Genomic DNA, 24,180 nt, shown 5'->3' with positions numbered 1-24,180 from the left:
GGAGCATTCCATGAACAACACACAAAGTAGGGCGCTGGCCATCGCGCTGGGGCTGATGCTGGCGTGGCCGGCTACCAGCATGGCGGCTGAGGCGGAAGAAGAAGGCAAGCTCGAGCTGACCGAACAGCAGATCCAGGCCGCCGGCATTCAGCTCGCCCCGGCGCAGTCCCGGCAGATCAGCACCGTGCTGTCATTGCCGGGCGAGGTGCGTTTCGACGAAGACCGCACTTCCCACATCGTTCCGCGTGCCGCTGGTGTAGTGGAGTCGGTGAAGGTCGATCTCGGCCAATCGGTAAAGAAGGGCGAGCTGTTGGCGGTGATCGCCAGCCAGCAGATTTCCGATCAGCGCAGTGAACTGGCCGCCAGCGAACGCCGGGTAGTCCTGGCCCGCACCACCTTCCAGCGCGAGCGCCAGTTGTGGCAGGACAAGATCTCCGCCGAACAGGATTACCTGCTGGCGCGCCAGGCGCTGCAAGAGGCCGAAATCGCTCTGAACAATGCCCGGCAAAAGATGAGCGCCCTGAGCGGCAGCGCCGTATTGGTCGGCGGCAATCGCTACGAATTGCGTGCGCCGTTTGATGGTGTGGTGGTGGAAAAACACCTGGGTGTCGGCGAAGTGGTGAGCGAGACCAGCAACGCCTTCACCCTCTCGGACCTGTCCCAGGTGTGGGTCACCTTCGGCGTGTTCCCCAAGGATTTGAACAAGGTCCGGGTCGGCAAACCGGTGAAGGTCACCTCCTCGGAAATGGGCACCGAAGTGCTCGGCACCGTGGCCTATGTCGGCAACTTGCTGGGCGAGCAGACCCGCACGGCCACCGTGCGCGTCACGGTGCCGAACCCCGACGCCTCGTGGCGCCCTGGGCTGTTCGTCTCTGTGCAAGTTGCCACCGACACTTACCAGGCCAAGGTCACGGTCCCGCAGGAAGCCATCCAGACCGTCGAAGACAAACCCTCGGTGTTCGTGCGCACCGGCGACGGCTTCATGACCCGGCATATCGAACTGGGCGTCAGCGAAAACGGTTTCGTCGAAGTCCGCCAGGGCCTCGACGCCGGCGCGCAGGTGGCCACCGTCGGCAGCTTCATCCTCAAGTCCGAGTTGGGCAAGGCCTCGGCCGAGCACGCCCATTGACCCTGCGAGTGATTTCCCATGTTTGAGCGCCTTATCCAATTCGCCATCGAGCAGCGCATCATCGTGTTGCTGGCGGTGCTGTTGATGGCCGGTGTCGGCATCGCCAGCTATCAGAAGTTGCCCATCGACGCGGTGCCGGATATCACCAACGTCCAGGTGCAGATCAACTCGGCGGCGGCGGGGTTTTCGCCGCTGGAAACCGAACAGCGCATCACCTTTCCCATCGAGACCGCCATGGCCGGGCTGCCGGGCTTGCAGCAGACCCGCTCGCTGTCGCGCTCGGGCTTGTCCCAGGTCACGGTGATTTTCAAGGATGGCACTGATCTGTTCTTCGCCCGCCAACTGGTCAACGAACGCTTGCAGGTGGCTCGCGAGCAATTGCCCGATGGCATCGAAACCATGATGGGGCCGATTTCCACCGGGCTCGGTGAGATTTTTCTGTGGACCGTGGAGGCGAAAGACGGCGCGCGCAAGGAGGACGGCTCAGCCTATACGCCGACCGACCTGCGGGTGATCCAGGACTGGATCATCAAGCCGCAACTGCGCAACGTGCCGGGCGTGGCCGAGATCAATACCATCGGCGGCTTTGCCAAGGAGTACCAGATCGCCCCGGACCCCAAGCGCCTGGCGGCCTACAACCTGACCTTGGGCGACCTGGTCACGGCGCTGGAGCGCAACAACGCCAACGTCGGCGCCGGTTACATCGAGCGCAGCGGCGAGCAATTGCTGATCCGTGCGCCGGGGCAAGTCGCGTCCATCGACGACATCGCCAACATCGTGATCACCACCTCCGACGGTACGCCGATTCGGGTGCGCAACGTCGCTCAGGTCGACATTGGTCGCGAGCTGCGTACCGGTGCCGCCACGGAAAATGGCCGCGAAGTGGTGCTGGGCACGGTGTTCATGTTGATCGGCGAAAACAGCCGCACCGTGTCCCAGGCCGTCGCGAAAAAACTCGAAGAGATCAACCGTTCGCTGCCTGAAGGTGTGGTCGCCGTCACCGTCTACGACCGTACCAACCTGGTGGAAAAAGCCATCAGCACCGTGAAGAAAAACCTCTTCGAAGGCGCGCTGCTGGTGGTGGCGGTGCTGTTCCTGTTCCTCGGTAATATCCGCGCCGCGCTGATCACCGCGATGGTGATTCCGCTTGCAATGTTGTTCACCTTTACCGGGATGTTCACCAACAAGGTCAGTGCCAACCTGATGAGCCTCGGCGCCCTGGATTTCGGGATTATCGTCGATGGCGCGGTGGTGATCGTCGAGAACGCCATCCGCCGCCTGGCCCATGCCCAGCAGCGCCACGGGCGATTGTTGACCCGCAGCGAGCGCCTGCATGAAGTGTTCGCGGCGGCCAAGGAAGCACGGCGCGCGCTGATCTTCGGGCAACTGATCATCATGGTGGTGTACCTGCCGATCTTTGCCCTTACCGGGGTGGCCGGGAAGATGTTCCACCCGATGGCGTTCACCGTGGTGATCGCGCTGCTGGGGGCGATGATTCTGTCGGTGACCTTCGTGCCGGCGGCCATTGCGCTGTTCGTCACCGGCAAGGTCAAGGAAGAGGAAAACCTGGTGATGCGCAGCGCACGCCGCGTCTACGCGCCGGTACTCGATTGGGTGATGGCGCGCCGCCCGTTGGTGTTCGGCCTCGCGGTGCTGACCATCGTGGTGTCGGGTGCGGTGGCCAGTCGCATGGGCAGTGAATTTATCCCCAGCCTCAGCGAGGGCGATTTCGCCCAACAAGCGTTGCGGGTGCCGGGCACCAGCCTGACACAGTCGGTACAGATGCAGCAGCAACTGGAAAAGACCTTGATGGCCGAGGTGCCGGAAATCGAGCGGGTATTCGCCCGCACCGGCACCGCGGAAATCGCCTCCGACCCGATGCCGCCGAACATCTCCGACAGCTACGTGATGCTCAAGCCCAAGGACCAGTGGCCCGACCCGAAGAAGTCCCGCGAGGCGATCATCGCCGACATCCAGCGCGCCAGTGCGATTGTGCCGGGCAGCGTGTATGAACTGTCGCAACCGATCCAGCTGCGCTTCAACGAGCTGATTTCCGGGGTGCGCAGCGACGTGGCGGTGAAGGTGTTTGGTGACGACATGGCGGTGCTCAACCAGACCGCCGGGGAAATCGCCGAGACCTTGCAAACCCTCAAGGGCGCCTCGGAAGTGAAGGTGGAGCAGACCTCCGGCCTGCCGGTGCTGACCATCAATATCGACCGCGACAAGGCCGCGCGTTTTGGCCTGAACGTGGGTGATGTGCAAGACACGATTGCCGTCGCCGTGGGTGGGCGCCAGGCCGGGACGATGTACGAAGGCGACCGGCGTTTCGACATGGTCGTGCGTTTGTCCGATGCACTGCGTACCGATATCGAAGGCCTGTCGCGGTTGCTGATCCCGATTCCGGCGCTGGCGAATAACGCGGCAGGGCAGTTGGGGTTTATCGCGCTGTCGGAAGTCGCCAGCCTGGACCTGGTGCTCGGCCCCAACCAGATCAGCCGCGAAAACGGCAAGCGCCTGGTGATCGTCAGCGCCAACGTGCGTGGGCGGGATATCGGTTCTTTTGTTGAAGAAGCCGGCGCCGCCATCGACACCCAGGTGAAAATCCCCGCAGGTTACTGGACCACCTGGGGCGGTCAGTTCGAGCAGTTGAAGGAAGCCTCCGAGCGACTGCGCATCGTGGTGCCGGTGGCGTTGCTGCTGGTGTTCGGGCTGTTGTTCATGATGTTCAACAACCTCAAGGACGGGCTGCTGGTGTTCACCGGGATTCCCTTCGCGTTGACCGGCGGGATCATGGCGCTGTGGCTGCGGGATATTCCGCTGTCGATCTCGGCGGGCGTGGGCTTTATCGCGCTGTCGGGGGTGGCGGTGCTGAACGGGCTGGTGATGATCGCGTTCATCCGTAGCCTGCGGGAGGAGGGCCGTTCACTGTCGGTGGCCATCAACGAAGGCGCCCTGACGCGCTTGCGCCCGGTGTTGATGACGGCGCTGGTGGCCTCCCTCGGGTTTATCCCCATGGCCCTCGCCACCGGCACCGGCGCCGAGGTGCAGCGCCCGTTGGCGACGGTGGTGATTGGCGGGATTATCTCGTCGACACTGCTGACCCTGCTGGTATTGCCGGCACTGTATCACTGGGCGCATCGGCGTGAAGAACAGGAAGACCGCCTGATGCCTGACCAATAACCTGTGGCGAGGGAGCTTGCTCCCGCTGGGCTGCGCAGCAGCCCCAACACCGGCGACCCACTTTCAGCTGAAAGAATGCGGCGGGCTTTTTAGGGTTGCTGCGCAACCCAGCGGGAGCAAGCTCCCTCGCCACAATGGTTTATTGGCAGAGAGCGTTGGTATGAAGGGGAAACACCAACCGAAACACCGTGAAATCTCCGGGCTCGCTGCTGACTTCAGCCCGCCCCTGATGCAGCACCATGATCGACCGCACAATCGCCAGCCCCAGCCCGGTGCCCCCTTCGGAGCGGGCGCGGCTGCTGTCGACGCGGTAGAAGCGTTCGAACAGGTTCGGCAGGTGTTGCGCTTCAATCCCGGGGCCGGGGTTGCCCACCGACAGCGACACTTGCCGCCCGTGGGTTTCCACCCGCACCGAAACCGTGGAGGCGTGGGGTGTATGACGGATGGCATTGGACAGCAAATTGGAAATCGCCCGCTGAATCATCAAGCGGTCGCCATGCACGGACGCATCGCCGTCGAGGCTCAGGGTCAATTGCTTGTCTTCGGCACTCAAGGCAAACAGCTCCATCACCCGGCGCGCTTCCGCGGCCAGGGACACCGGCGCAAACGAAACCCGCGCCGTGGGGTGGCTGACCTGCGCCAGGAACAGCATGTCGGAGACGATCCGCGCCAGGCGTTCCATCTCTTCAGTGCTGGATTCCAGCACCGCTTTGTACTCCTGCGGCGGGCGCTCCCGGGACAACGTCACCTGGGCCTTGCCCATCAAGTTGGTCAGCGGCGCGCGCAGCTCATGGGCCAAGTCATCGGAGAACTGCGACAGCTGCTGCACGCCGCCGTCCAGGCGCTGCAACATGAAGTTGATGCCTTGGGCCAACTCGCCCAGCTCCTGGGGCAAGTTATCCACAGCCAAGCGGTGGGTCAGGTCCTGAGTGGTGACCTTGGCGGCGACCCGGCTGAACTGTTGCAGCGGCGCCAGCCCGCGTTGCACCACCCACCAGGCGCCGATGCCGATCAGCAGCAACAGCAACGGCAGGGCGATCACGGTGGAGCGCAGGTAGGCACTGAGCAGCGCTTGATCGTCCCGGCGATCCAGCGATAACAGGACCCGCACGCGTTCGCCGCTGGCCAGGCGCATCAGGCTGGAGGCACTGAGCACTTGATTGCCATTGCTGTCATCCCAGTTCAGGTAACCGAGGTTTTGGGACGGGGCGAAGTCGGTCAGCAACGGTTCCTGTGGCTTGGCGCCGACACTGAGCAGCACCACTTCATTGGGCGCGGTGCCAACGATGGTCAGGTAGAAGTTATCGTGCCCCATCACCAGGTCCATCAGCGAGTGCGGGCGGGCCCGGATGTCGCGGGTGTCCAGGCCGAGGGCGAGGCTGTGCTGGATCTGTTCCATCTTGCTTTCCAGGCCCTTGCGCGCCAGCTTCTCGAGCTCGTGAGTCAGCGCCAGGTACGCCAAGGTCGCGAGCAACACCACCAGGCCGGCGCCCATCAGGCTCACCGTCAGCCCCAGACGCATCGACAGGCTGCTGGCTTTCATTGACGGGCCTCCAGCACATAACCCACGCCGCGAATGGTATGGATCAGCTTGACGTCACTCTGGTCATCGACCTTGGCCCGCAAGCGGCTGATGGAGACTTCCACCACGTTGGTGTCGCAGTCGAAATTCATGTCCCAGACCAGGGAAATAATCTGCGTGCGGGTCAGCACTTCGCCGGACTGACGCATCAGCACATGCAGCAGCGCGAATTCCTTGGTGGTCAGGTCGATGCGTCGGTTGCCGCGGTATGCGCGGTGGCGGCGTGGGTCCAGTTCCAGGTCTGACACGCGGAAAACTTCCGGCACCGCGATGTGCTCGCTGCGCCGCAGCAGCGTGCGCACGCGAGCCAGTAGCTCGGGAAACTCGAAGGGCTTGACCAGGTAATCATCGGCGCCCATGTCCAGGCCCTTGATCTTGTCGGTGAGCCGGCCACGGGCCGTCAGCATCATCACCCGTTGGGTTCCGTCACGGCGCAGCTGTTCAAGTACTTCCCAGCCATCCTTGCCCGGCAGGTTCACATCGAGAATCACCAGTTCGTAGCCGTGTTGCCCGGCCAGGTGCAGGCCGTCCACGCCGCTGGCGGCACAGTCGACCACGTAACCACTTTCGCTCAAGCCCTGCTGCAGATAGGCAGCGGTTTTTTGCTCGTCCTCAACCACAAGGATACGCATGGGGATTTACCTTTTATTGATAGAGAGAGACTGCGATTCAGATTTTCCGAAGCCTGAAGGCTGAAGTAGCTACAGGGTCAATCAGCCAGTTTGTGACTGCTTGTTGCGCTGCAAAACCGGCAGACAAAAAAACGCCCCATGCGGGGCGTAAAAAATTCATCTCTTTCCAAAGGAGCTACACAAAAGCTTCAGAGATGAATGTGCTCGGTGTGCGCCGTTCAGATCGACTGCTTCTGTGCGTCGGCGGGCGCGGCTTCGGCCACGGACTGTTCGCCGTGGACCTGCTGCTGTTGCTGGCGGAACTCGGCGAGGAACTGCCGGGAACGGTCGGCACCGTCGTCGGCCAAGGCGAGGCTGGAAGTGGCGCCGAGAAAACTGATCAATAACAAGTGAGAGGGCTTCATGGCTATTCTCCAAATAAGGCGTGTGCCGTTAGTTGTAGCCAGTATAAGAAGCGCAACTTAACGAGAAGGTGAGGCGCATATTACAGTTCTGACAGGCTTCAAATTGTGAACAGATGTTATTCAATTGTAGGAGCGAGCTTGCTCGCGAAAGTTGTTAACGATAACGCGGGGCTTCTGGTTTAACGCAGCGCTCTCAGGTGCTTCGCGAGCAAGCTCGCTCCTACAACGGGCAGGGTTTAGAGAATCGCCAATGGATATTCGATAATCAGCCGAACTTCTTCCAGGTCCGACTCAAAGGCACTTGAACGAACCGTCGCCTGGCGCAAGCGCAGCGACAGGTCTTTCAAGTTGCCGCCCTGTACCACGTACTTGGCCTCGATATCCCGCTCCCAGCGGCGTTGGTCGGTCAACGGGTCGCCGGCCGCGTCACGGCGCATGTACACCGCGTTGGCGTTGCTGTAGTCGGCGCCGGTGCCTTTGCCGTAGCGGGTCATGAAGGTCAGCCCGGGAATGCCGAAGGCCTGCATGTCGAGGTTATAGGCGAGCATCCACGAGCGTTCCTTGGGCGAGTTGAAGTCGCTGTACTGGATCGAATTGTTGAGGAAGATCGAGTCGGACATGCGCAGGTAGTCAAAGTCGTCATCACCGTTGTTGCGCTGGTGGGACAGGGCCAGGCTGTGAGCCCCCACCTTGACCCCGAGCCTGGCGCTCCAGATGTTGTTATCGAACTCGCCCAGGCGTTTCTTGCCCTCGTCCACCGCCTTGTAATAGTTGAAGTCGCCAAACAGCGAAACGTCATCGTTCAGCGGGTAGCTGGCGGCGCTGCCGAAGTAGTACTGGTCCCAGGCATCCTTCAGGCGGCTGGTGTACAGGCTGACGCTGAGGTGTTTGTTCACCTGATAGTCACCACCGGCATAGCCGATCCAGGGTGAATCCACCTTGCCCGCATAAAACGTCGCAAAGCCTTTATCCAGGCCGCTTTGGGTGGGCTGGCTCATGCCGCTCAGGTGTCCGCCTTGCAGGCTCAGGCCTTCAATGCTGGTGTTTTGTGCGGTGACGCCACGAAAGCTTTCCGGCAGTACCCGCGAGTCACCGTAGGCCACCACCGGGGTCAGCGGGAACACATCACCGGCCTTGATCACGGTATCCAGCAGGCGCATTTTTACCGCGCCGCCGAGCTTGCTGTAGCCGTCCTCGGGGTGGTTGTCGCTGTCTACCGGCAGCACGCCGAACGAGCCCTTGCCGCCGCTGCGGCCGGTGCCGGAGTCGAGTTTCAGGCCATACATCGCAAACGCGTCCAGGCCGAAGCCCACCGAACCCTGAGTGAATCCGGACTCGAACTTGCCGATAAAACCCTGGGCCCAGGCTTCGGAGTAGCCATTGCCGGTGGGGCTCGACTGGCCCTTGCGATCGTCACGGTTGAAGTAGAAGTTGCGGGCCAGCACGTTCAAGGTGCTGCCTTCGATAAACCCTTCGGGTTTGTCTTCCACGGCCATGCCTGAAAGCGGGGTGAACCCCGCCAGGGCGGCAATCATGGAAAGTGAAAGTGTGCGGTGAGTATTCATGTAGCGCTCCTCGGTAGTGGCAGCTATTAGCTTCTTATCGATGGGGCATTCTTGTTTTAGGGGTGCCCGCGCAGATAGTTGCAAACACGAGATAACGACGAGGTGGCGCACAGATTACAATTTTGGAATTTCAACAAGACATAACGGATAAGTAATCTTTCGGTGAACTTTGCGACAGGCTTGGTTAGTTACGCTTGCTCTGAACTTTCATTCAATGAAATCAGACGAGGACGCCCTCATGAAGACCCTGAAAACCACTGTCGCTGCATTGGCCCTGATCGTTTCCGTCGGCGCGATGGCTGAAGGCGGCGGTGACCGCACCTTCGCCCAGATGATGCAAAACAACGAGCAAGCCATGGCCGCCTATGCCGCGAAAAAAGGCAAGGCGACGCCCGTGGTCCAGGACTATCGCTACGGCATGAAGCTGGACATTGCCAAGGTGGTCAACGTCACACCGCCGATCCGTTCGTGCAACGCGGTACCGTCGCGCATGACCTATGAAGATTCCACCGGCAAGCTCAATACCCTCCAATACCAGGTCATGGGTATCTGCCGTAACAATGGCAGTTGAGGGGTAGCAAAAATATAGTTGAGCAACGCGCTAACGCTCTCTTCAGAAAATGCCGGCAGCGCCGATGCAGGTCAGACCCACGTCCTTACTTGCCCATCGGTGCCTCCATGTTCAACACCCGTCTCAAGCAGGAGCTGTCTGCTCTTCGCGAAGAATTGTCCAGCCTGCACCAAGTGAGAGAGAGCCTGGAAAGCGAAATGATGACCCTGACCCTGGACCCCGAAGGGCGTATCGAGTCGGTCAATGCCATCTTTCTTCAAGAGATGGCTTACCAGGGCAGCCAGCTGGAAGGCCGCTTGATCGAAGACCTGGTGCCGGCGCACGTCAAGCAGGACGCGTTTCAACTGCGCTTCAAAAACGCACTGGTGCGAGGCGAACATTTCGCCGGTACGGTGCGCCTGACGCGGGGCAACGGCAACGAGGCGTGGTTGCGCTCCATCGTGCAACCGGTGCGCAGCAGCGACGGACGTATCAAGCATATTTCGATGTTTTCCAGCGACCTGACCCGCACCATCGAGGCCTCCCGCGAGCACGAAAACCTGATCACCGCGCTGGTGCGCTCCACAGCGGTGATCGAGTTTGACCTCAACGGTAATGTGCTGACGGCCAACGACCGTTTCCTCAACGGCATGGGCTACAGCCTGGCGCAGATCCAGGGCAAACATCACCGGATATTTTGCGAGCCGCAGGACGCCAACAGCGTCGAGTACCAGCAGTTCTGGAAACGCCTGAACGCCGGGGAATTCGTCGCCGGCCGCTTCAAGCGTGTGGACAGCCACGGGCGCGTGGTGTGGCTGGAGGCCTCATATAACCCGGTGCTCGACGCCAATGAGCGGCTGTACAAAGTGGTCAAGTTCGCCACCGTGATCACCGACCAGGTCAACCAGGAACAGGCCGTGGCCGACGCGGCCAGCATCGCCTACAGCACCTCGCTGCACACCGACAGCAGCGCCCAGCGCGGCACCACCGTGGTCACCCAGGCGGTGGACGTGATGCGCGATCTGGCCAAGCATATGCAGCAAGCGGGCGACGGCATTGAAGCGCTGAACGCCCAGTCCCAGGTGATCGGCAGCATCGTCAAGACCATCAGCGGCATCGCCGAACAGACCAACCTGCTGGCGCTCAACGCCGCCATCGAAGCCGCCCGCGCCGGTGAGCAAGGCCGTGGTTTTGCGGTGGTGGCCGATGAGGTTCGGCAACTGGCGTCGCGTACCAGCAAGGCCACCGAAGAAATCGTCGGCGTGGTGCGCCAGAACCAGGACATGGCCCGCGACGCGGTGGCGCTGATGACCGATGGCCGCCTGCAGGCCGAACAAGGCCTGGCGTTGGCGGCCGAGGCGGGCACGGTGATCGTGGAGATCCAGGACGGTGCCCAGAAGGTGGTCAGCGCCGTTGGGCAATTCGCCAATCAGCTGAGCAGCTAGTCACCGGGGCTCAAGCTTGAGGTATCGTAGGTTTTTTTTCCGAGCCTTTCGTCCATGAGCCCTAACCATCGCCGTCCCGTCCCACTGTCCAAGGCCTACCGTTTGCTCAACCACGGCCCGACCGTGCTGGTCAGCGCTGCGCACGACGGCCAGCGCAACATCATGGCGGCGGCCTGGGCCATGCCGCTGGATTTCGAACCGCCCAAAGTCGCCGTCGTACTCGACAAGGCCACCTGGACCCGGCACCTGCTGGAAGGCGCCGGCACCTTCGTGCTCAACGTACCGTGTGCGGCCCAGGCCGATATCGTGCAGACCGTGGGCAACACCACCGGCAGCGAGACGGACAAGTTCGCCGCGTACGGCTTGCAGACCTTCAGCGGCGAACACACCGAAGCGCCGATGCTCGAAGGCTGCGTGGCGTGGCTGGAGTGCCGGTTGCTGCCGGAGCCGCATAACCAGCAGACCTACGACTTGTTCCTCGCCGAAGTGGTGGCGGCCGAAGCGGATGAGCGGGTGTTCAGCGACGGTCGCTGGCATTTTGAAGGGCACGATGGGCTGCGTACCTTGCACCATGTGGCGGGCGGGCATTTCCTGACGATTGGTGAGCCCATTGATGGGCGGCAGCTTTAAGCCCAGTGCCGAACTCTCCCGGTAGAGCCTGGTTTTGTGGCCAGGGAGCTTGCTGTGGCGAGGGAGCTTGCTCCCGCTGGTGCGCGAAGCGGTCCCATTGCTTTCCTGCCAATACACTTGGTCGATAGATATACGACTGCTGCGCAGCCAAGCGGGAGCAAGCTCCCTCGCCACATAAGGTAGTGTTACCACTGGGTTTTGCTGAGTGCCTGCGGGGATTTTCATCTTGAGCATCGGCCAGGGCATGACATGGACGGCGATGGGGGTGGGCCGCCGCTTGGTCGACGGGCGCGGCGCAGGCGAGCGGGATTGAGCTGGTGTTAGCGCGTAAAGAGCGAGCTCTAGAGTCGAATGCGATTTCAGCAGCGACATAGATCAACTGTGGGAGCTGGCTTGCCTGCGATGGCGGAGTGTCAGTCAATCATTTATCAGCTGATTCACCGCTATCGCAGGCAAGCCAGTTCCCACAGGTTGATCGCATTTCAAGGCGGGGTTTCAGCGCCCGAGCATCTTCACCCAGCGCGACGGCGGCATGCCGAAGGTGCTGCGGAATTGCCGGGTCATGTGGCTCTGGTCGGTAAAGCCGGCGGTCAGTGCCGCATCCACCAGTGACTGGCCCTGGCCCAGCAAACTACGCACCAGGTCCAGGCGGCGCATGGTCAGGTAGCGATAGGGACTGGTCCCGAACAACAACCGAAAATCCCGCGACAACGCCCAGCGGTCGCGGTTGGCGTATTCCGCCATTTCATCGAGGGTGATCGGCCGGCCCAGGGCGCTGTGGATAAATTCCCGCGCGCGTTCGGCGGCGCGGTAGTCGAAGGTCTTGCGACTCACCGTGATGCCCGACGCATTGTTCAGCGCCTGGGCCAGGTCAAACATCGCGTCCTGTTCCTGCAACGGATCAATCGGGCAATCCAGGCTTTGCAGCAACACTTCACTGGCGCGGTACAGCCACGGGTCGCTGGACAGCCCGCCGGGAATAAACGGCAGCGGCTTGCCGCCCAGCACCTGTTGGATGAGCGCCGGCTCCACGTAAATCATCCGGTATTTGAAGCCTTCCTCGCTGCCGGCCCACCCGTCATGCACTTCATCGGGATGGATCACCATGGTCCGCCCCGGCAGGCTGTGGGTCATGCCGCCGCGATAGTGAAAACTCTGCACGCCGAACAAGGTGCGGCCGATGGCGTAGGTGTCGTGGCGATGAGGGTCGAAGCCAAACCCGGCAAAATACGCCTCGATACGCTCCAGGCCACTGGCGTGGGGCGCGCGGTGCAGCCAGTCGATATTGGTCGCCATGATGAGTTGTCGTGCAAAGAGGTGGAAATACGTTAACCCAGTCTGAATCCGCTGTCTGCCGGGGTCTTGTACGATTGTGCGCGGTTCGGGCCCGGCCTATGATCAGTATTCCTGCACTGCCCTCGGCAGAATCCCACATGGAATTGTTCAATCCGGCCTACGCGGCCCCTCTGGTCTCCCTGGCCTTGCTCTGGACCGTCGCGGTCGTGACGCCAGGCCCTAACTCTTTCAATGCCGCGCAAGTGGCTGGACCGATTCGCCGGTGGTTGTTATGTGCTGTTCGGGGCCACGCTGGTAGCGAATCGCTGACGGCTCATGGTAAGAAGCCTTACTTTCAATCGTGAGGCCGATCATGAGCAAGCTGCGGGTAGGGATTATTTTTGGTGGCCGTTCGGCCGAGCACGAAGTGTCGCTGCAATCGGCGCGCAACATCGTCGATGCACTGGACCGCTCGCGCTTCGAGCCGATCCTGATCGGCATCGACAAGGCCGGCCACTGGCACCTCAACGACACCTCGGGCTTTCTGCTCAACGAAGAAAACCCGGCGCTGATCGCCCTCAATCAATCCAATCGTGAACTGGCCGTGGTGCCGGGCAAGGCCAGCCAGCAACTGGTAGAAACCTCGAGCCAGGCCTCATTGGAACACGTCGACGTGATTTTCCCGATCGTCCACGGCACCCTCGGCGAAGACGGCTGCCTGCAAGGCCTGCTGCGCATGGCGGACCTGCCGTTTGTCGGCTCCGACGTGCTGGGCTCGGCGGTGTGCATGGACAAGGACATCAGCAAACGCCTGCTGCGGGATGCCGGGATTGCCGTGACGCCGTTCATTACCCTCAACCGCAGGAATGCGGCGCGTACCCCCTTCGACCAAGCCCAACAGAAACTCGGATTGCCGATGTTCGTGAAACCGGCGAACCAGGGTTCGTCCGTTGGGGTGAGCAAGGTGGGCAGCGAGGCTGAATATCATGCAGCCATTGAACTGGCGCTTGGGTTTGATGAAAAGGTGCTGGTGGAGTCGGCGGTAAAAGGCCGGGAAATTGAATGCGCCGTGCTGGGTAACGAGCATCCCATCGCCAGCGGTTGTGGCGAGATCGTGGTGCGGGACGGGTTCTATTCCTACGACAGCAAATACATCGATGACCAGGCGGCCCAAGTGGTGGTGCCGGCGGATATCAGTGTCGAGGCCAGCGAGCGCATTCGTGCGTTGGCCATCGAAGCGTTTGAAACCCTGGGCTGTGCCGGGCTGGCGCGGGTGGATGTGTTTCTGACGGATGAGGGTGAGGTGCTGATCAACGAGATCAACTCGTTGCCCGGGTTCACCCGCATCAGCATGTACCCGAAGCTGTGGCAGGCGGCTGGCATGAGCTACAGCGAGCTGGTGAGCCGGTTGATCGAGCTGGCGCTGGAGCGGCATGCGGGGCGCAAGGGGTTGAAGATTAGCCGGTAGACCAGTAACGCCATCAGGCGTTACTGAGGACTTCTCGAAAAACGTCTGGCCTGATGGCTGCTATGTGCAGCAAGGAACGTGCTGCGCCGGAAGGAGAACGGCGCCCTTGCTCCCATTCTTGAAGCGTTCGTACAGAAACCCCCAGCAGTTCGGCAAACTTGGGCTGTGACAACCCGGTCTTGCTGCGCGCCTCAGCCGCTTGGGTAATTTCGACGTGATGGACGTGACCATGACGCCCTTCCTTGACGTCGATAACGGCAGCCAGCAATTCCTCGCCGATGTTGCGCTTGGCGTCACGTTCCTTCAGCTGTTTCTCAGTGAGTGGCATGGTTCATCTCCTTGGCGATTTTGTAGAGGACATGCGCGGGAATATTCTCGGTGGCACCTTTGCCATAAATCAGCAAGGCAACTAGTGCGCCGCACGCCAATTGCGTTGTGTAAATGATCCGTACTGAGCTGCTCTTGCCCCGGCCTTCCAAGCTCCAGCGTACTTTTCGGCAACCACCAGAACCTGGAATGACAGTACCTGAATCGGGGTGGTTGGCTAGAAAAGCCATAAAAATACCCCGTTCTTCTTCGGTCCAGTAATCGGGCCATAGCTTGCTGAATAATGGTGACTCGATGATCGTTAACACGCAAAAATTCTACGTCTTTGACGTAGCCTCTGGCAAGAAGGGGCGGGGCCAGAAAATGTCAGCGGATGGAGAGGGATTCAAGAAACGTTGTTTCGCAAAAAATGACAGCCCACAGATTTTCTAAGGCTAATAGCTAAGAGAGCTGTGGGCGTCGTCCCATTACACTGCGCGAGCAACCCACGAGTACAACAACGTCTTCCTCTCCGTACTGTCATGGGTCCTTCTGCGATAACTCGCAAACGCCGGCGAGGTGCAATACGTACACACTTCGCTCACCTCAACCTGCTCACGTTTTATCCCTGCCGCCTCCAGCAAGATCAGTGCGTACCGGCTCAAATCAAACCACGCACTCAAATCCTGCCTCGGCCCCGGCGGCGCAATCTGCGGCGTCAACAACGGCCCTGGCTGCTCGAACGCCCACGGTGCAGTTCCGTCCCGCCACAAATGCCCCTGACTCGCCTGCAACTGCGCCACAAACTCCCCGCTTACCTCATAACAACAAGGCTTGATCGAAGGCCCAATCGCAATCCGCAGCTGATCCAACGCGACACCCTCGGCGGTAAACCGTTGCATGGCATTGGCGATGATCCCGCCTTGCAGTCCCTTCCAGCCGCCATGAATCGCCGCGACAAGATCCCCGTTCTCCGAGGCCATCAGCAGCGGCAGGCAATCGGCGGTGATCACCGCAATCGGCTGCATATCCCGGCTGAAAACCCCATCGGCTTCAACCGTATTGGCTGCCAGCTCCGGGCGCCATTCAAGGGTCGTGGCGCTGTGCACCTGCTTGCAGATGAACACCTCGTCAGGCCGCAACGGATCGTCAATCGAACAAAACCCATGATCGACGCCCACCAGGGCGCCGAGGTTATTTGCCTTGTGCACGCGCAGCTCTCCAATGAGTCAACTCAATCCCCCAGCGCTTCGCCTTCACGGCGTGGATCAGCCCCGCCGATCAACGACGCCTTGCCCTGCGCATCGCGCACCCGGACGATCGCCTGGGCGCCGCTGGTCATGTCGATTTCGCTCAGGGCGTGGCCCTTGTCCTTCAGCGCCTGTTTCAACGGTGCACTGAACAACCCGGCTTCCAACTCGGTCGCGCCGTTGCGGCTGCCGAAGTTGGGCAGGCCGACGGCGGCTTGCGGGTCGAGGTTCCAGTCGAGCATGGCCACCAGCGACTTGCTCACATATTCGATGATCTGCGAACCGCCCGGGGAACCCACCGTGGCCACCAACTCGCCGCTCTGGCGATCAAACACCAGCGTCGGTGCCATCGACGAACGCGGGCGCTTGCCCGGCTCGATCCGGTTGGCCACCGGCTGGCCGTTCTCTTCGGGAATGAAGGAGAAGTCGGTCATCTGGTTGTTCAGCAAAAAGCCCTGGACCATCACATGGGAACCGAATGCGGCCTCCACCGTAGTGGTCATCGACACCGCGCCACCCACGTCATCCACCGCCACCACTTGCGAGGTGGAAATGCGCAGCGGCGAGCGATCCGGCGCATAGGCCACTTCAATCCCGGCCGGCTTGCCCGGCTTGGCGACGCCCATGCTGCGCTCACCAATCAACGCGGCGCGGCTGGCCAGGTAATTCGGGGCGATCAGCCCGGCAACCGGCACCGGCACGTAGTCCGAATCGGCCACGTATTGCGCGCGGTCGGCGTAGGCCAGGCGGTCGGCCTCGGCGATCAGGTGCACCGCTTCGGGCACCGGCTCCAGGCCTGCTGGTGAGTCGCTCTTCACCGGCTTCAACGGCGCGAGCGCCATGCGCGGGTCGCGGGCTTCCAGGGCCTGCAATGTGCCGAGGATCTGCGCAATGGCGATCCCGCCCGACGACGGCGGCGGCATGCCGCAGACTTTCCAGCGCTTGTACTCGGTGCACAACGGCGCCCGCTCAACCGCGCTGTAGCCTTTGAGGTCAGTCAGCGTCAGGCTGCCGGCGTTGCTGTTGCCCTGTACCTTGCGGGTGATTTCTTCAGCAATCGGGCCGTAGTACAGCGCGTCCGGCCCTTCCTTGGCGATGCGTTTGAAGACGTTGGCCAGCGCTGGGTTTTTCAGCAGCGTACCGGTGGCCTTGGGGCTGCCATCGGCGTTCAGGAAGTACGCGGTCATTTCCGGCGAGCGGGTTATATAGCGGTCGGCGGCGATCAGGCTGTGCAGGCGTGCCGAGATCGGGAAGCCCTGTTCCGCCAGGAGAATGGCCGGCTCGAATAAGGTTGCCCATTGCAGGTGACCGGTCTTTTTGTGGGCCATCTCCAAGGCACGCAACACACCCGGAGTTGCCACGGACCGCCCGCCAATCTGTGCCTCGGGGAAGGCCATCGGCGTACCGTCGGCCTTCAGGAACAACCGCTCGGTAGCGCCCGCCGGTGCGGTTTCGCGACCGTCGTAGGCGTGCACCTGCTTGCCGTCCCACAGCATGATGAACGCGCCGCCGCCGATCCCGGAGGACTGCGGTTCCACCAGCGTCAGTACGGCCTGCATGGCAATCGCCGCATCGATGGCCGAGCCGCCCTTGCGCAATATTTCGCGCCCGGCTTCGGCGGCCAGCGGGTTGGCGGCGGCGGCCATATGGCGCTCGGCGTGGCGGGTGCTCATGTCGGTGCGATAGCCCGAACCGAGTTCCGGGGCGGGCGGCAATTCAGGCGCGGTGGCGCTGTGGCAGGCGGCGAGGGTGAGGGCGGCGGTAATCAGCGAGAAGGTGGTAAGGCGTTGGCGGTGGAAAATCGAAAGCACGCGATGACTCCGTTCATTTGAGAATGATCTGTTGTCCGTGTAGGGAATGTACCTCAGCGCTTTGGGAGAAGGGAGATTGATCTGTATTTGGTTGTGCGGTACAACTATGTCCCCCTTCATTCAGGCAAGAGGTTTCCCCGTGAACCGTTCCAGGCCAGACCTTATCGATCAGATCCGCTGTGCCTCGCGCCTTATGGTGCGGGAGTTGGGCTTCATGCAGCCGAAGTTGGCAGCCAGCCGTTATCCACCGTCATCGGTGCACACGATTGTTGAAATCGGCGAGCGTGGCGCACTGACAGCGGCTGAACTGGTCACCTTGCTGGGCCTGGAAAAATCATCGGTGAGCCGCATGGTGCGCAAGCTGATCGAGGCGGGCGAGCTGGAAGAGTTTGCCAACGAGGACGATGCCCGCTCGAAAAAGCTGCGGCTCACCGTGCGAGGCCAAAAGACGTTAGGTGACATCGAAACGTTTGCCCGGCGCCAGGTGGGCGAGGCCATTGGTGACTTGTCCAGCGAACAGCAGCAGGCCGTCAGCCGTGGGCTTGATCAGTACGCCGCAGCCCTGCAAACCCAACGCACCGGCGCCCGGCAGCCAAGGCACTACAGCATTGCCCGTGGTTACCGGCCTGGGGTGATTGGGCGCATCGCGCAAATGCACGCCGAGTACTACGCCAAGCATGCGAATTTTGGCCAACCATTTGAAAGTCTGGTGGCGGCGGACATGGCCGAGTTGATGGGGCGCCTGGCCAACCCGCGCAACGAAGTGTGGGCGGTACTGGATGGGACGCAGATTGTGGGTTCGATCGCCATTGATGGCGAGGGCGAAAACGGCGAGGCGATCTTGCGCTGCTTCATCCTGGACCCGTCGGCCCACGGCCAAGGCTTGGGCAAACGGCTGTTGCAAGAGGCGCTGGATTTCTGTGATGAGCACCGGTTCCCGGCGGTGCGGCTGTGGACGTTCAAGGGCCTGGATGTGGCGCGCAAGCTCTATGAAAACGCGGGCTTTGTGCTGGCGTCCGAGCAGGAGGGGCAGCAGTGGGGCAAGTCGGTGGTGGAGCAGTGTTTTGTGCGGCAAGGAGTTTGACGTAACGGCGCTCCAGTCAACGGAGCGCCGTTACGGCCTGAAGATCACTCGTCGAGATTGCCCATGGCGGTGGTGTTGAAACCGCCGTCCACGTACATGATTTCCCCGCTGATACCCGACGCCAGGTCCGAGCACAGGAAGGCGCCGGCGTTGCCGACCTCTTCAATGGTGACGTTACGCCGCAGCGGCGTTTGCGCCTCGTTGGCCGCCAGCATCTTGCGGAAATTCTTGATGCCGGAAGCGGCGAGGGTGCGAATCGGACCGGCGGACACCGCGTTAACCCGCGTGCCTTCCGGGCCGAGGGAGCCGGCCAGATACCGCACGCCAGCCTCCAGCGACGCCTTCGCCATGCCCATCACGTTGTAGTTGGGCATGGTGCGTTCCGCGCCCAGGTAAGAAAGGGTCAACAGGCTGCCATTGCGACCTTTCATCAACGCCCGACCGGCCTTGGCCAGGGCCACGAAGCTATAGGCGCTGATGTCATGGGCGATGCGGAACCCCTCACGGGTGGTGGCATCGGTGAAGTCACCCTCCAACTGATCACCCGGTGCGAAACCCACGGAGTGCACGATGCAGTCCAGGCCATCCCACTGCTTGCCCAGCTCGGCAAACACCTGGGCGATCTGCTCGTCACTGGCCACGTCACACGGGAAACACAGCGCCGGGCTGGACCCCCAACCGGCGGCGAACTCTTCCACGCGGCCTTTCAATTTCTCGTTCTGATAGGTGAAGGCCAACTCGGCGCCTTCACGGTGCATGGCGGCGGCAATACCCGAAGCGATGGATAGCTTGCTTGCGACGCCCACGATCAAAACGCGCTTTCCGGCGAGAAAACCCATGTGTAGCTCCTTTTTTCAGGTTGTTCGGCAGTAGTGGAATTTCGACGGCGGGGAAATATTGCGAGGCACATGGGCGGTAGCGATACTTTGCGGGGTGATGGCATTAAGCTATCCAGTACTTAACCCTCATGGCATTTAACAGAGTCTGAATTTATCTATGGGTCGTTCCTTTGCTTGGGTCATTCCGTTGTGCCTGGTGGCTGCTGTTGGAGCGGGGTGTTCTTCTCATAAAGGCCCGCCCCCGGCCAAACCCAAGCCGGTCGTACTAACGGCAGACGACCACCATGCGAAGGTGATTTTCAGAATGCTCAGCACTGAATCACAGGTGCATTTCAGCGTTGGCCCGGCGGGAAACCTGAGCAGCGTGGGGAGTGTTTACAACGATGCCCAAGAGCAACAAATGCCGGCGTTTGCCCGCGGGTTGTACAAGGGGCTGGCCCACGGGCTCTATCAGGTCCGGCCGTTCCGGGAGATACTGGTGCCGGCGGATCAGGTGACCGTGGTAGAGGGCGTTGCGAACTGGCGCAACGATCGCGGCACGTCCTATACCTTGGAAAAGTGCGGAGCGTTATCCCGCAGCTTCCTGCCGAAGGCTAACAAAACCTATCTGGTGGAGTTTGATTTGCAAGGATTCTCGGTGTGCAGCGAGAAGATGTATGACGTGACAGTGGAAGGGCAAAAGGACCTGGTTTTACCGATAGCGATTTAATGGATTGACACCTTCTCATCCCGTTTTCTGGAGTTTTCATGCGCACTTTACCGCTGGTTTTCGTCGTTGCTGCGCTGCTGCTCAGTGGCTGCAGCATCCCGTACCAAACCCCTGAAGCCCGCGCCCAGATAGTGCAAGACCTGGGCGTTTCCGGCAGTGACATCATCGACATCTCCTACACCAACTTCTGCAAACTGAAGTACGGCGATGAAGCAATCTGCCATGCCGAGCAAGGCTTGGCGGTGCTGACCCGCAAAGGCTTGATTCTGAGCAAGTACCAAAGCAGCCGGTACGTGCCGGCCTACACCTTGAAAACCGCCGAAGTGCTCTGCGGCCATACCGCCACCTCGCGGGAAGCGGCGGAAGCGCTGAACATGTTTACCGCGGACTCCAACTTCGTGTTGTTGCCGCTCAATGCTGACAAGCACTGGAATGGCGCGATGCACCGGGAGATGGTGGATTACTTGTTGGCGGATGGTCAGCCATTGTTGATTGGTGCGGGCGCGAAGGCGGTGAGGCCGAGTGGGAAGAAGAAATACGGGGGAGGGATGATTCCGGGGACAACGATTCCGTACTTCACGGAGTTTGAGTATTCGGAGTTGGTGAATCCTTGTCCGGGTACTCCAAGTGATGCCGCCCACAGCGACTGAGTTGTTTAAATATCGTTGGGGTTGATCAGGGCGGTCAGTACATGGTCCGTCCAAACCCCGTTGATCTTGAGATACGCCCGCGCTTCACCTTCTCTTTCAAACCCCAGCCGCGCCAGCAGGCGCGCACTGCGCTCATTCTCCGGACGGTAGTTGGCCATGATTCGGTGTAGCTGCATTTCATCGAACACATGAGCAATCGCCGCCGTCAGCGCTTCATGCATCAGCCCCTTGCCTTGGGCGGATTCAGCCAGCGCGTAACCGAGGTGACAGGCCTGAAACGCACCACGCACGATGTAGCTGAAGTTGCAGGCGCCGATGATTGTGCCGTGGCTGAATATCAGCAGGTGCAATGCTTCACCGCTGGCGGTTTTGTCGGCCAGGGTTTTGAGGCGTTCGGTGATGGCTGTCAGTTCGAAAAAGGCTTCATCACGCGACGGTTCCCAAGGCTTGAGGAAATCGCGATTTTCCAGCAGGTACGCTTGCAGGGCACATGCGTGGGAAGGGTGGGCGGGGAGCAGTAAAAGCCGGTCGGTGTGGATGCCGGTGGCGGGGAATGTCATGCGTCACCTCCATGTGGTGGGGCAGTGTACTTTTCTTCAGGCATAAAAAAACGGCCTACCTTTCGGTAAGCCGTTTTTAGTACTTGGTGGCTACACAGGGACTTGAACCCCGGACCCCAGCATTATGAATGCTATGCTCTAACCAACTGAGCTATGTAGCCAAGTGGCGCGCATTATTCGCGGAGAACGGGAATGCGTCAAGCGCTTTTTTTGAAAATTTATCTACGCTATCAACTGTTTAACGGGAAACACCGGGTTTGGTGACGAGCGGTTGGGGTTGATCGTTCCCACGCTCTGCGTGGGAATGCCGCTTCGGACGCTCCGCGTCCCGCGGTCGACGCTATGTACCAGGGTGACGCGGAGCGTCACGGGATGCATTCCCACGCAGAGCGTGGGAACGATCAGCCGTCAGGTTTTGCGCGGGTGCAGGCACTCTATCGAGCGGTCGACCATGGCTTTGGCCATTTCCAGCAGGTGCCACACGGCAAGCACTTTGGCGCGCTCGGGGCTTTGCAGTTGTTCGCCACAATCGAGCGCGGTGGCCGAGGCGCCGTGCAGCAGGTCGGCGGTGTAGAGTAGGGAGTATTCGAAGCTGATTTCGTCGCTGATGGCGTAGAAGTTGGTCGAGGGTTGCGGCGGGTCGGTGGGTAGGTAGTGGTCGAGCGCGCGGTTGAAGGCGGCGCGGTCTTTGGCTTGGTCACGGGGTGGGTCGCGGACGATCTTGAACATGGTGTAGCTCCTATTGACCTGAAGAAGCTGCCACCGTCGCTGCTAAACGAGAAGGGTGGCGGCTGTACGCGGGTTAGCAGACCAGTCAATAGGAAAACCGGCGCACCCGAAGGTGCCCCACGCACAGCCACCATAAACTGGGGCGTAAAGCGTGTGCCTATTGAGTTCAGGCTGCTAAACCCGATCACTGAAAACCAGCGACGGACCGAAGACTAGTCACCGACTCCCCCAGGCACAAGGCCGAAAGATTCTCTAGGAAACGTCCCGCAAATTAAAGGGATTCATCTTGCTGGCCCTTTACAAGCCATGACCGCTGCATCGATTCACCTACTCGTTAGCCTGCTAACGGGATAGCCTTCCCGCACCCAAAAGTGGCACATTGTCGCACCTGCACCTGTGCATCCATCTGCTGTACGGAAAACCTCCCATGGCTCTGAGCAATTCCCAGCCCTCCGTGGCTACGGCGCCTGCCGCCGGGCAAACCAGCCCGTTGGTGATGCGTGTAATCGGCGCGGTGGCGCTGGCGCATTTGATCAATGACTTGATCCAGTCGGTACTGCCTTCGATCTACCCGATGCTCAAGGCCAATTACGGCCTGACGTTCACCCAGGTCGGCCTGATCACTCTTACGTTCCAGCTCACCGCGTCCCTGCTGCAACCGTGGGTGGGGTATTACACCGACCGCCATCCCAAGCCCTATCTGCTGCCCTGCGGGATGATTTGTACACTGGTGGGCATTTTGATGATGTCCCAGGTGGGCAGCTTCCCGCTGATTCTGCTGGCGGCGGGCTTGATCGGGATCGGCTCGTCCACCTTCCACCCGGAAGCGTCCCGCGTGGCGCGCCTGGCTTCCGGCGGGCGTTATGGCCTGGCGCAGTCGACCTTCCAGGTGGGCGGTAACGCAGGCTCGGCGTTCGGCCCGTTGCTGGCAGCGGCGATCATCATTCCGTTCGGCCAGGGCAATGTGGCCTGGTTCGGTCTGTTCGCGGTGTTTGCGTTGTTTGTGCTGTATGCCATCAGCCGCTGGTACGCGCACCACTTGAACCTGTTCAAGCTCAAGCAAGGCCAGGCGGCCACCCATGGCCTGTCCAAGGGCCGGGTGCTGAGTGCGTTGGTGGTGCTGGGGCTGCTGGTATTTTCCAAGTACTTCTACATGGCCAGTTTCACCAGTTACTTCACCTTCTACCTGATCGAGAAGTTCGACTTGTCGGTGGCCAGCTCCCAGTTGCATCTGTTCCTGTTCCTCGGCGCGGTGGCGGCGGGTACGTTCTTTGGCGGGCCGATTGGCGACAAGATTGGCCGTAAGGCGGTGATCTGGTTTTCGATCCTTGGCGTTGCACCGTTCACCTTGCTGCTGCCTCATGTGGACCTGTTCTGGACCAGCATTCTGAGCGTGGTAATCGGCTTTATCCTGGCCTCGGCGTTCTCGGCGATTGTGGTGTATGCGCAAGAGTTGGTGCCGGGCAATGTGGGGATGATCGCCGGGGTGTTCTTCGGGTTGATGTTCGGTTTTGGCGGGATTGGTGCGGCGTTGCTGGGGCACCTGGCTGACATCCACGGCATCGAGTACGTGTACACGCTGTGCTCGTTCCTGCCGTTGTTCGGGGTGTTGGCGATTCTGTTGCCGCGTACCAAAAAAGTCTGATTCCAAGTCAATCGAGTCGGGCAGATATCCCTGCTGCCCAACGCTTGCGTCAAACGGGTAAATCAACTGCTCCTGCAAAGGGGGGCGGCGTCATGCCGGTGCCCTGATTTACGGTTGTAGCGGGTTGTAGGTGGCTCGCTTCAACTGTTCCCGCGCCCGGGACAAGCGTGAGCGCACGGTGCCAATGGGGATGTCCATGGCGTCGGCGGTGTCCTGGTAGCTGCCGTCGGTTTCCAGCGAGGCGTACAGGGTTTTACGCATTTCCGGTGGCAAGTGGTTAATCGCCCGCAGGGTTCTTTCGAGCCTGCGGTTGATCTCGAACTGCCAGTCCAGGTTGTTGCTGTTGTCTTCCTGCCCATGCCACAGCGCTTCATCGAACTCGCAATGCACCGGTTTGGCATACAGGCGCCGGAAGTGGTTGCGGATCAGGTTTTGGGCAATCCCGCACATCCACGTGCTGAGGGTGGCCTGGCCGCCGAAGCGGTCCCGGTTACGCCAGGCCTCCAGGTACGTCAGTTGCAGAATATCGTCTGCATCTTCCGGGTTCAGTACGCGTTTATGAATGAAGCGGCGGAGTTTCTTGTGGTGGTCTTCCGACAGGTTCTGGATGGCGCGGTGCGGGTCAGGTGTAAGGTGAACTAGAACATCGGCTGGGATATCCATGAATTTTTCCTCAGGGTAGACACGATCGAAATAATTTCGACGGGAACCCCCTTAGCACTGCCTGTGCCAAGCGA

23 protein-coding genes, 1 tRNA gene and 1 pseudogene are annotated in these 24,180 nt (G+C 60.8%); 11 read left to right on the top strand and 14 right to left on the bottom strand.

The features are described 5' to 3' along the window. Nucleotides 1–10: 10 nt before the first annotated feature. Together LIY45_RS20230 and LIY45_RS20225 are read left to right on the top strand one after the other, a co-directional pair. A complete protein-coding gene (locus LIY45_RS20230; RefSeq protein ID WP_017478609.1) occupies nucleotides 11–1,129 on the top strand; it encodes an efflux RND transporter periplasmic adaptor subunit in 1,119 nt (372 codons plus the stop codon). A gap of 18 nt (nucleotides 1,130–1,147) precedes the next feature. Beyond that, entirely contained in the window at nucleotides 1,148–4,309 is a 3,162-nt protein-coding gene (locus LIY45_RS20225; protein ID WP_226477379.1) for a CusA/CzcA family heavy metal efflux RND transporter, read from the top strand. A 139-nt stretch (nucleotides 4,310–4,448) separates the two neighbouring features. Here the strand turns inward: LIY45_RS20225 and LIY45_RS20220 are convergent, their stop codons facing one another. From LIY45_RS20220 to LIY45_RS20205, 4 genes are all read right to left on the bottom strand, one after another. Continuing rightward, the gene (locus LIY45_RS20220; RefSeq protein WP_226477378.1) at nucleotides 4,449–5,852 is read right to left on the bottom strand and encodes a heavy metal sensor histidine kinase; all 1,404 of its coding nucleotides are present in this window, start codon (nucleotides 5,850–5,852) and stop codon (nucleotides 4,449–4,451) included. After that, nucleotides 5,849–6,523 (bottom strand): heavy metal response regulator transcription factor, encoded by a 675-nt coding sequence (locus tag LIY45_RS20215; protein WP_226477377.1) that lies wholly within the window; start codon nucleotides 6,521–6,523, stop codon nucleotides 5,849–5,851. Before LIY45_RS20215 ends, LIY45_RS20220 begins: the two co-directional genes overlap by 4 nt. 218 nt (nucleotides 6,524–6,741) lie before the next feature. Next, nucleotides 6,742–6,927: a hypothetical protein gene (locus tag LIY45_RS20210; RefSeq protein WP_017478613.1), complete on the bottom strand. Its 186-nt coding sequence runs from the start codon at nucleotides 6,925–6,927 to the stop codon at nucleotides 6,742–6,744. A 236-nt stretch (nucleotides 6,928–7,163) separates the two neighbouring features. Continuing rightward, nucleotides 7,164–8,492, bottom strand: a complete 1,329-nt coding sequence (locus LIY45_RS20205; protein WP_226477376.1) for an OprD family porin — start codon at nucleotides 8,490–8,492, stop codon at nucleotides 7,164–7,166. A 238-nt stretch (nucleotides 8,493–8,730) separates the two neighbouring features. On the opposite strand from LIY45_RS20205, the gene LIY45_RS20200 reads away from it, so the two are divergent. The 3 genes from LIY45_RS20200 (at nucleotide 8,731) to LIY45_RS20190 (ending at nucleotide 11,117) form a co-directional block, all read left to right on the top strand. Beyond that, on the top strand, nucleotides 8,731–9,063 hold the full coding sequence (locus LIY45_RS20200; protein WP_226477375.1) for a DUF2790 domain-containing protein: 333 nt from the start codon (nucleotides 8,731–8,733) through the stop codon (nucleotides 9,061–9,063). Between the two features lie 107 nt (nucleotides 9,064–9,170). Continuing rightward, the gene (locus LIY45_RS20195; RefSeq protein WP_226477374.1) at nucleotides 9,171–10,487 is read left to right on the top strand and encodes a PAS domain-containing methyl-accepting chemotaxis protein; all 1,317 of its coding nucleotides are present in this window, start codon (nucleotides 9,171–9,173) and stop codon (nucleotides 10,485–10,487) included. A 54-nt stretch (nucleotides 10,488–10,541) separates the two neighbouring features. Continuing rightward, a complete protein-coding gene (locus LIY45_RS20190; RefSeq protein WP_226477373.1) occupies nucleotides 10,542–11,117 on the top strand; it encodes a flavin reductase family protein in 576 nt (191 codons plus the stop codon). A gap of 495 nt (nucleotides 11,118–11,612) precedes the next feature. Here LIY45_RS20190 and LIY45_RS20185 read toward each other — a convergent pair whose 3' ends face one another. Continuing rightward, nucleotides 11,613–12,413 carry an AraC family transcriptional regulator gene (locus LIY45_RS20185; RefSeq protein ID WP_017478618.1) on the bottom strand — a complete coding sequence of 267 codons (801 nt, stop codon included), beginning with the start codon at nucleotides 12,411–12,413 and terminating at the stop codon, nucleotides 11,613–11,615. A 137-nt stretch (nucleotides 12,414–12,550) separates the two neighbouring features. Between LIY45_RS20185 and LIY45_RS20180 the strand changes: the two are divergent. Further along, nucleotides 12,551–12,661 (top strand): annotated as a pseudogene (locus LIY45_RS20180) (lysine transporter LysE); the annotation flags it as partial. A gap of 104 nt (nucleotides 12,662–12,765) precedes the next feature. Continuing rightward, nucleotides 12,766–13,860, top strand: coding sequence for a D-alanine--D-alanine ligase (gene ddlA / locus LIY45_RS20175; RefSeq protein ID WP_226477372.1), 1,095 nt, complete (start codon nucleotides 12,766–12,768; stop codon nucleotides 13,858–13,860). A 13-nt stretch (nucleotides 13,861–13,873) separates the two neighbouring features. On the opposite strand, the gene LIY45_RS20170 is transcribed toward ddlA, so the two are convergent. From LIY45_RS20170 to ggt, 4 genes are all read right to left on the bottom strand, one after another. Next, complete coding sequence (locus LIY45_RS20170; protein WP_017478621.1) at nucleotides 13,874–14,188, bottom strand: helix-turn-helix domain-containing protein; 315 nt, start codon at nucleotides 14,186–14,188, stop codon at nucleotides 13,874–13,876. Next, a complete protein-coding gene (locus LIY45_RS20165; RefSeq protein ID WP_087693782.1) occupies nucleotides 14,175–14,495 on the bottom strand; it encodes a transcriptional regulator in 321 nt (106 codons plus the stop codon). Before LIY45_RS20165 ends, LIY45_RS20170 begins: the two co-directional genes overlap by 14 nt. 159 nt (nucleotides 14,496–14,654) lie before the next feature. Beyond that, a complete protein-coding gene (locus LIY45_RS20160; protein ID WP_226477371.1) occupies nucleotides 14,655–15,377 on the bottom strand; it encodes a polyphenol oxidase family protein in 723 nt (240 codons plus the stop codon). Nucleotides 15,378–15,400: 23 nt separating this feature from the next. Next, a complete protein-coding gene (gene ggt / locus LIY45_RS20155) occupies nucleotides 15,401–17,227 on the bottom strand; it encodes a gamma-glutamyltransferase (protein WP_226477370.1) in 1,827 nt (608 codons plus the stop codon). Between the two features lie 193 nt (nucleotides 17,228–17,420). Here ggt and LIY45_RS20150 point away from each other — a divergent pair, with 193 nt between their 5' ends. After that, complete coding sequence (locus LIY45_RS20150) at nucleotides 17,421–18,311, top strand: bifunctional helix-turn-helix transcriptional regulator/GNAT family N-acetyltransferase (RefSeq protein ID WP_226477391.1); 891 nt, start codon at nucleotides 17,421–17,423, stop codon at nucleotides 18,309–18,311. A gap of 44 nt (nucleotides 18,312–18,355) precedes the next feature. Here LIY45_RS20150 and fabI read toward each other — a convergent pair whose 3' ends face one another. Beyond that, nucleotides 18,356–19,150 carry an enoyl-ACP reductase FabI gene (gene fabI / locus LIY45_RS20145; RefSeq protein ID WP_226477369.1) on the bottom strand — a complete coding sequence of 265 codons (795 nt, stop codon included), beginning with the start codon at nucleotides 19,148–19,150 and terminating at the stop codon, nucleotides 18,356–18,358. 304 nt (nucleotides 19,151–19,454) lie between these two features. Between fabI and LIY45_RS20140 the strand changes: the two genes are divergently transcribed. Both LIY45_RS20140 and LIY45_RS20135 read left to right on the top strand, forming a co-directional pair. Further along, nucleotides 19,455–19,859 carry a hypothetical protein gene (locus LIY45_RS20140; protein WP_226477368.1) on the top strand — a complete coding sequence of 135 codons (405 nt, stop codon included), beginning with the start codon at nucleotides 19,455–19,457 and terminating at the stop codon, nucleotides 19,857–19,859. A 38-nt stretch (nucleotides 19,860–19,897) separates the two neighbouring features. Beyond that, on the top strand, nucleotides 19,898–20,509 hold the full coding sequence (locus LIY45_RS20135; protein ID WP_226477367.1) for a hypothetical protein: 612 nt from the start codon (nucleotides 19,898–19,900) through the stop codon (nucleotides 20,507–20,509). A gap of 5 nt (nucleotides 20,510–20,514) precedes the next feature. Here the strand turns inward: LIY45_RS20135 and rimJ are convergent, their stop codons facing one another. The 3 genes from rimJ to LIY45_RS20120 all read right to left on the bottom strand — a co-directional run bounded on the left by rimJ (nucleotide 20,515) and on the right by LIY45_RS20120 (nucleotide 21,798). Next, nucleotides 20,515–21,069 (bottom strand): ribosomal protein S5-alanine N-acetyltransferase, encoded by a 555-nt coding sequence (gene rimJ / locus LIY45_RS20130; protein ID WP_226477366.1) that lies wholly within the window; start codon nucleotides 21,067–21,069, stop codon nucleotides 20,515–20,517. Between the two features lie 84 nt (nucleotides 21,070–21,153). Beyond that, nucleotides 21,154–21,230, bottom strand: a tRNA-Met gene (locus LIY45_RS20125). 247 nt (nucleotides 21,231–21,477) lie between these two features. After that, nucleotides 21,478–21,798, bottom strand: coding sequence for a hypothetical protein (locus tag LIY45_RS20120; RefSeq protein WP_226477365.1), 321 nt, complete (start codon nucleotides 21,796–21,798; stop codon nucleotides 21,478–21,480). A 427-nt stretch (nucleotides 21,799–22,225) separates the two neighbouring features. Here LIY45_RS20120 and LIY45_RS20115 point away from each other — a divergent pair, with 427 nt between their 5' ends. Further along, nucleotides 22,226–23,443, top strand: a complete 1,218-nt coding sequence (locus LIY45_RS20115) for an MFS transporter (protein WP_017475968.1) — start codon at nucleotides 22,226–22,228, stop codon at nucleotides 23,441–23,443. Between the two features lie 108 nt (nucleotides 23,444–23,551). On the opposite strand, the gene LIY45_RS20110 is transcribed toward LIY45_RS20115, so the two are convergent. Next, on the bottom strand, nucleotides 23,552–24,106 hold the full coding sequence (locus LIY45_RS20110) for an RNA polymerase sigma factor (RefSeq protein WP_226477364.1): 555 nt from the start codon (nucleotides 24,104–24,106) through the stop codon (nucleotides 23,552–23,554). Between the last annotated feature and the right edge of the window lie 74 nt (nucleotides 24,107–24,180).

This window comes from Pseudomonas sp. MWU16-30323 (assembly GCF_020515595.1).
Lineage (GTDB): Bacteria > Pseudomonadota > Gammaproteobacteria > Pseudomonadales > Pseudomonadaceae > Aquipseudomonas > Aquipseudomonas yamanorum.
Note: the sequence above shows the minus strand (reverse complement) of the source record. Positions and strands in the feature narration are given on the sequence as shown.

Coding starts and splice junctions, on each gene's coding strand:
- LIY45_RS20215 (WP_226477377.1), bottom strand. CDS start 6,523: ATGCGTATCCTTGTGGTTGAGGACGAGCAAAAAACCGCTGCCTATCTG.
- LIY45_RS20190 (WP_226477373.1), top strand. CDS start 10,542: ATGAGCCCTAACCATCGCCGTCCCGTCCCACTGTCCAAGGCCTACCGT.
- LIY45_RS20195 (WP_226477374.1), top strand. CDS start 9,171: ATGTTCAACACCCGTCTCAAGCAGGAGCTGTCTGCTCTTCGCGAAGAA.
- LIY45_RS20205 (WP_226477376.1), bottom strand. CDS start 8,492: ATGAATACTCACCGCACACTTTCACTTTCCATGATTGCCGCCCTGGCG.
- LIY45_RS20225 (WP_226477379.1), top strand. CDS start 1,148: ATGTTTGAGCGCCTTATCCAATTCGCCATCGAGCAGCGCATCATCGTG.
- LIY45_RS20210 (WP_017478613.1), bottom strand. CDS start 6,927: ATGAAGCCCTCTCACTTGTTATTGATCAGTTTTCTCGGCGCCACTTCC.
- LIY45_RS20135 (WP_226477367.1), top strand. CDS start 19,898: ATGCGCACTTTACCGCTGGTTTTCGTCGTTGCTGCGCTGCTGCTCAGT.
- LIY45_RS20140 (WP_226477368.1), top strand. CDS start 19,455: ATGCTCAGCACTGAATCACAGGTGCATTTCAGCGTTGGCCCGGCGGGA.
- LIY45_RS20110 (WP_226477364.1), bottom strand. CDS start 24,106: ATGGATATCCCAGCCGATGTTCTAGTTCACCTTACACCTGACCCGCAC.
- LIY45_RS20220 (WP_226477378.1), bottom strand. CDS start 5,852: ATGAAAGCCAGCAGCCTGTCGATGCGTCTGGGGCTGACGGTGAGCCTG.
- LIY45_RS20230 (WP_017478609.1), top strand. CDS start 11: ATGAACAACACACAAAGTAGGGCGCTGGCCATCGCGCTGGGGCTGATG.
- LIY45_RS20115 (WP_017475968.1), top strand. CDS start 22,226: ATGGCTCTGAGCAATTCCCAGCCCTCCGTGGCTACGGCGCCTGCCGCC.
- fabI (WP_226477369.1), bottom strand. CDS start 19,150: ATGGGTTTTCTCGCCGGAAAGCGCGTTTTGATCGTGGGCGTCGCAAGC.
- LIY45_RS20185 (WP_017478618.1), bottom strand. CDS start 12,413: ATGGCGACCAATATCGACTGGCTGCACCGCGCGCCCCACGCCAGTGGC.
- LIY45_RS20120 (WP_226477365.1), bottom strand. CDS start 21,798: ATGTTCAAGATCGTCCGCGACCCACCCCGTGACCAAGCCAAAGACCGC.
- rimJ (WP_226477366.1), bottom strand. CDS start 21,069: ATGACATTCCCCGCCACCGGCATCCACACCGACCGGCTTTTACTGCTC.
- ddlA (WP_226477372.1), top strand. CDS start 12,766: ATGAGCAAGCTGCGGGTAGGGATTATTTTTGGTGGCCGTTCGGCCGAG.
- LIY45_RS20150 (WP_226477391.1), top strand. CDS start 17,421: ATGGTGCGGGAGTTGGGCTTCATGCAGCCGAAGTTGGCAGCCAGCCGT.
- LIY45_RS20170 (WP_017478621.1), bottom strand. CDS start 14,188: ATGCCACTCACTGAGAAACAGCTGAAGGAACGTGACGCCAAGCGCAAC.
- LIY45_RS20200 (WP_226477375.1), top strand. CDS start 8,731: ATGAAGACCCTGAAAACCACTGTCGCTGCATTGGCCCTGATCGTTTCC.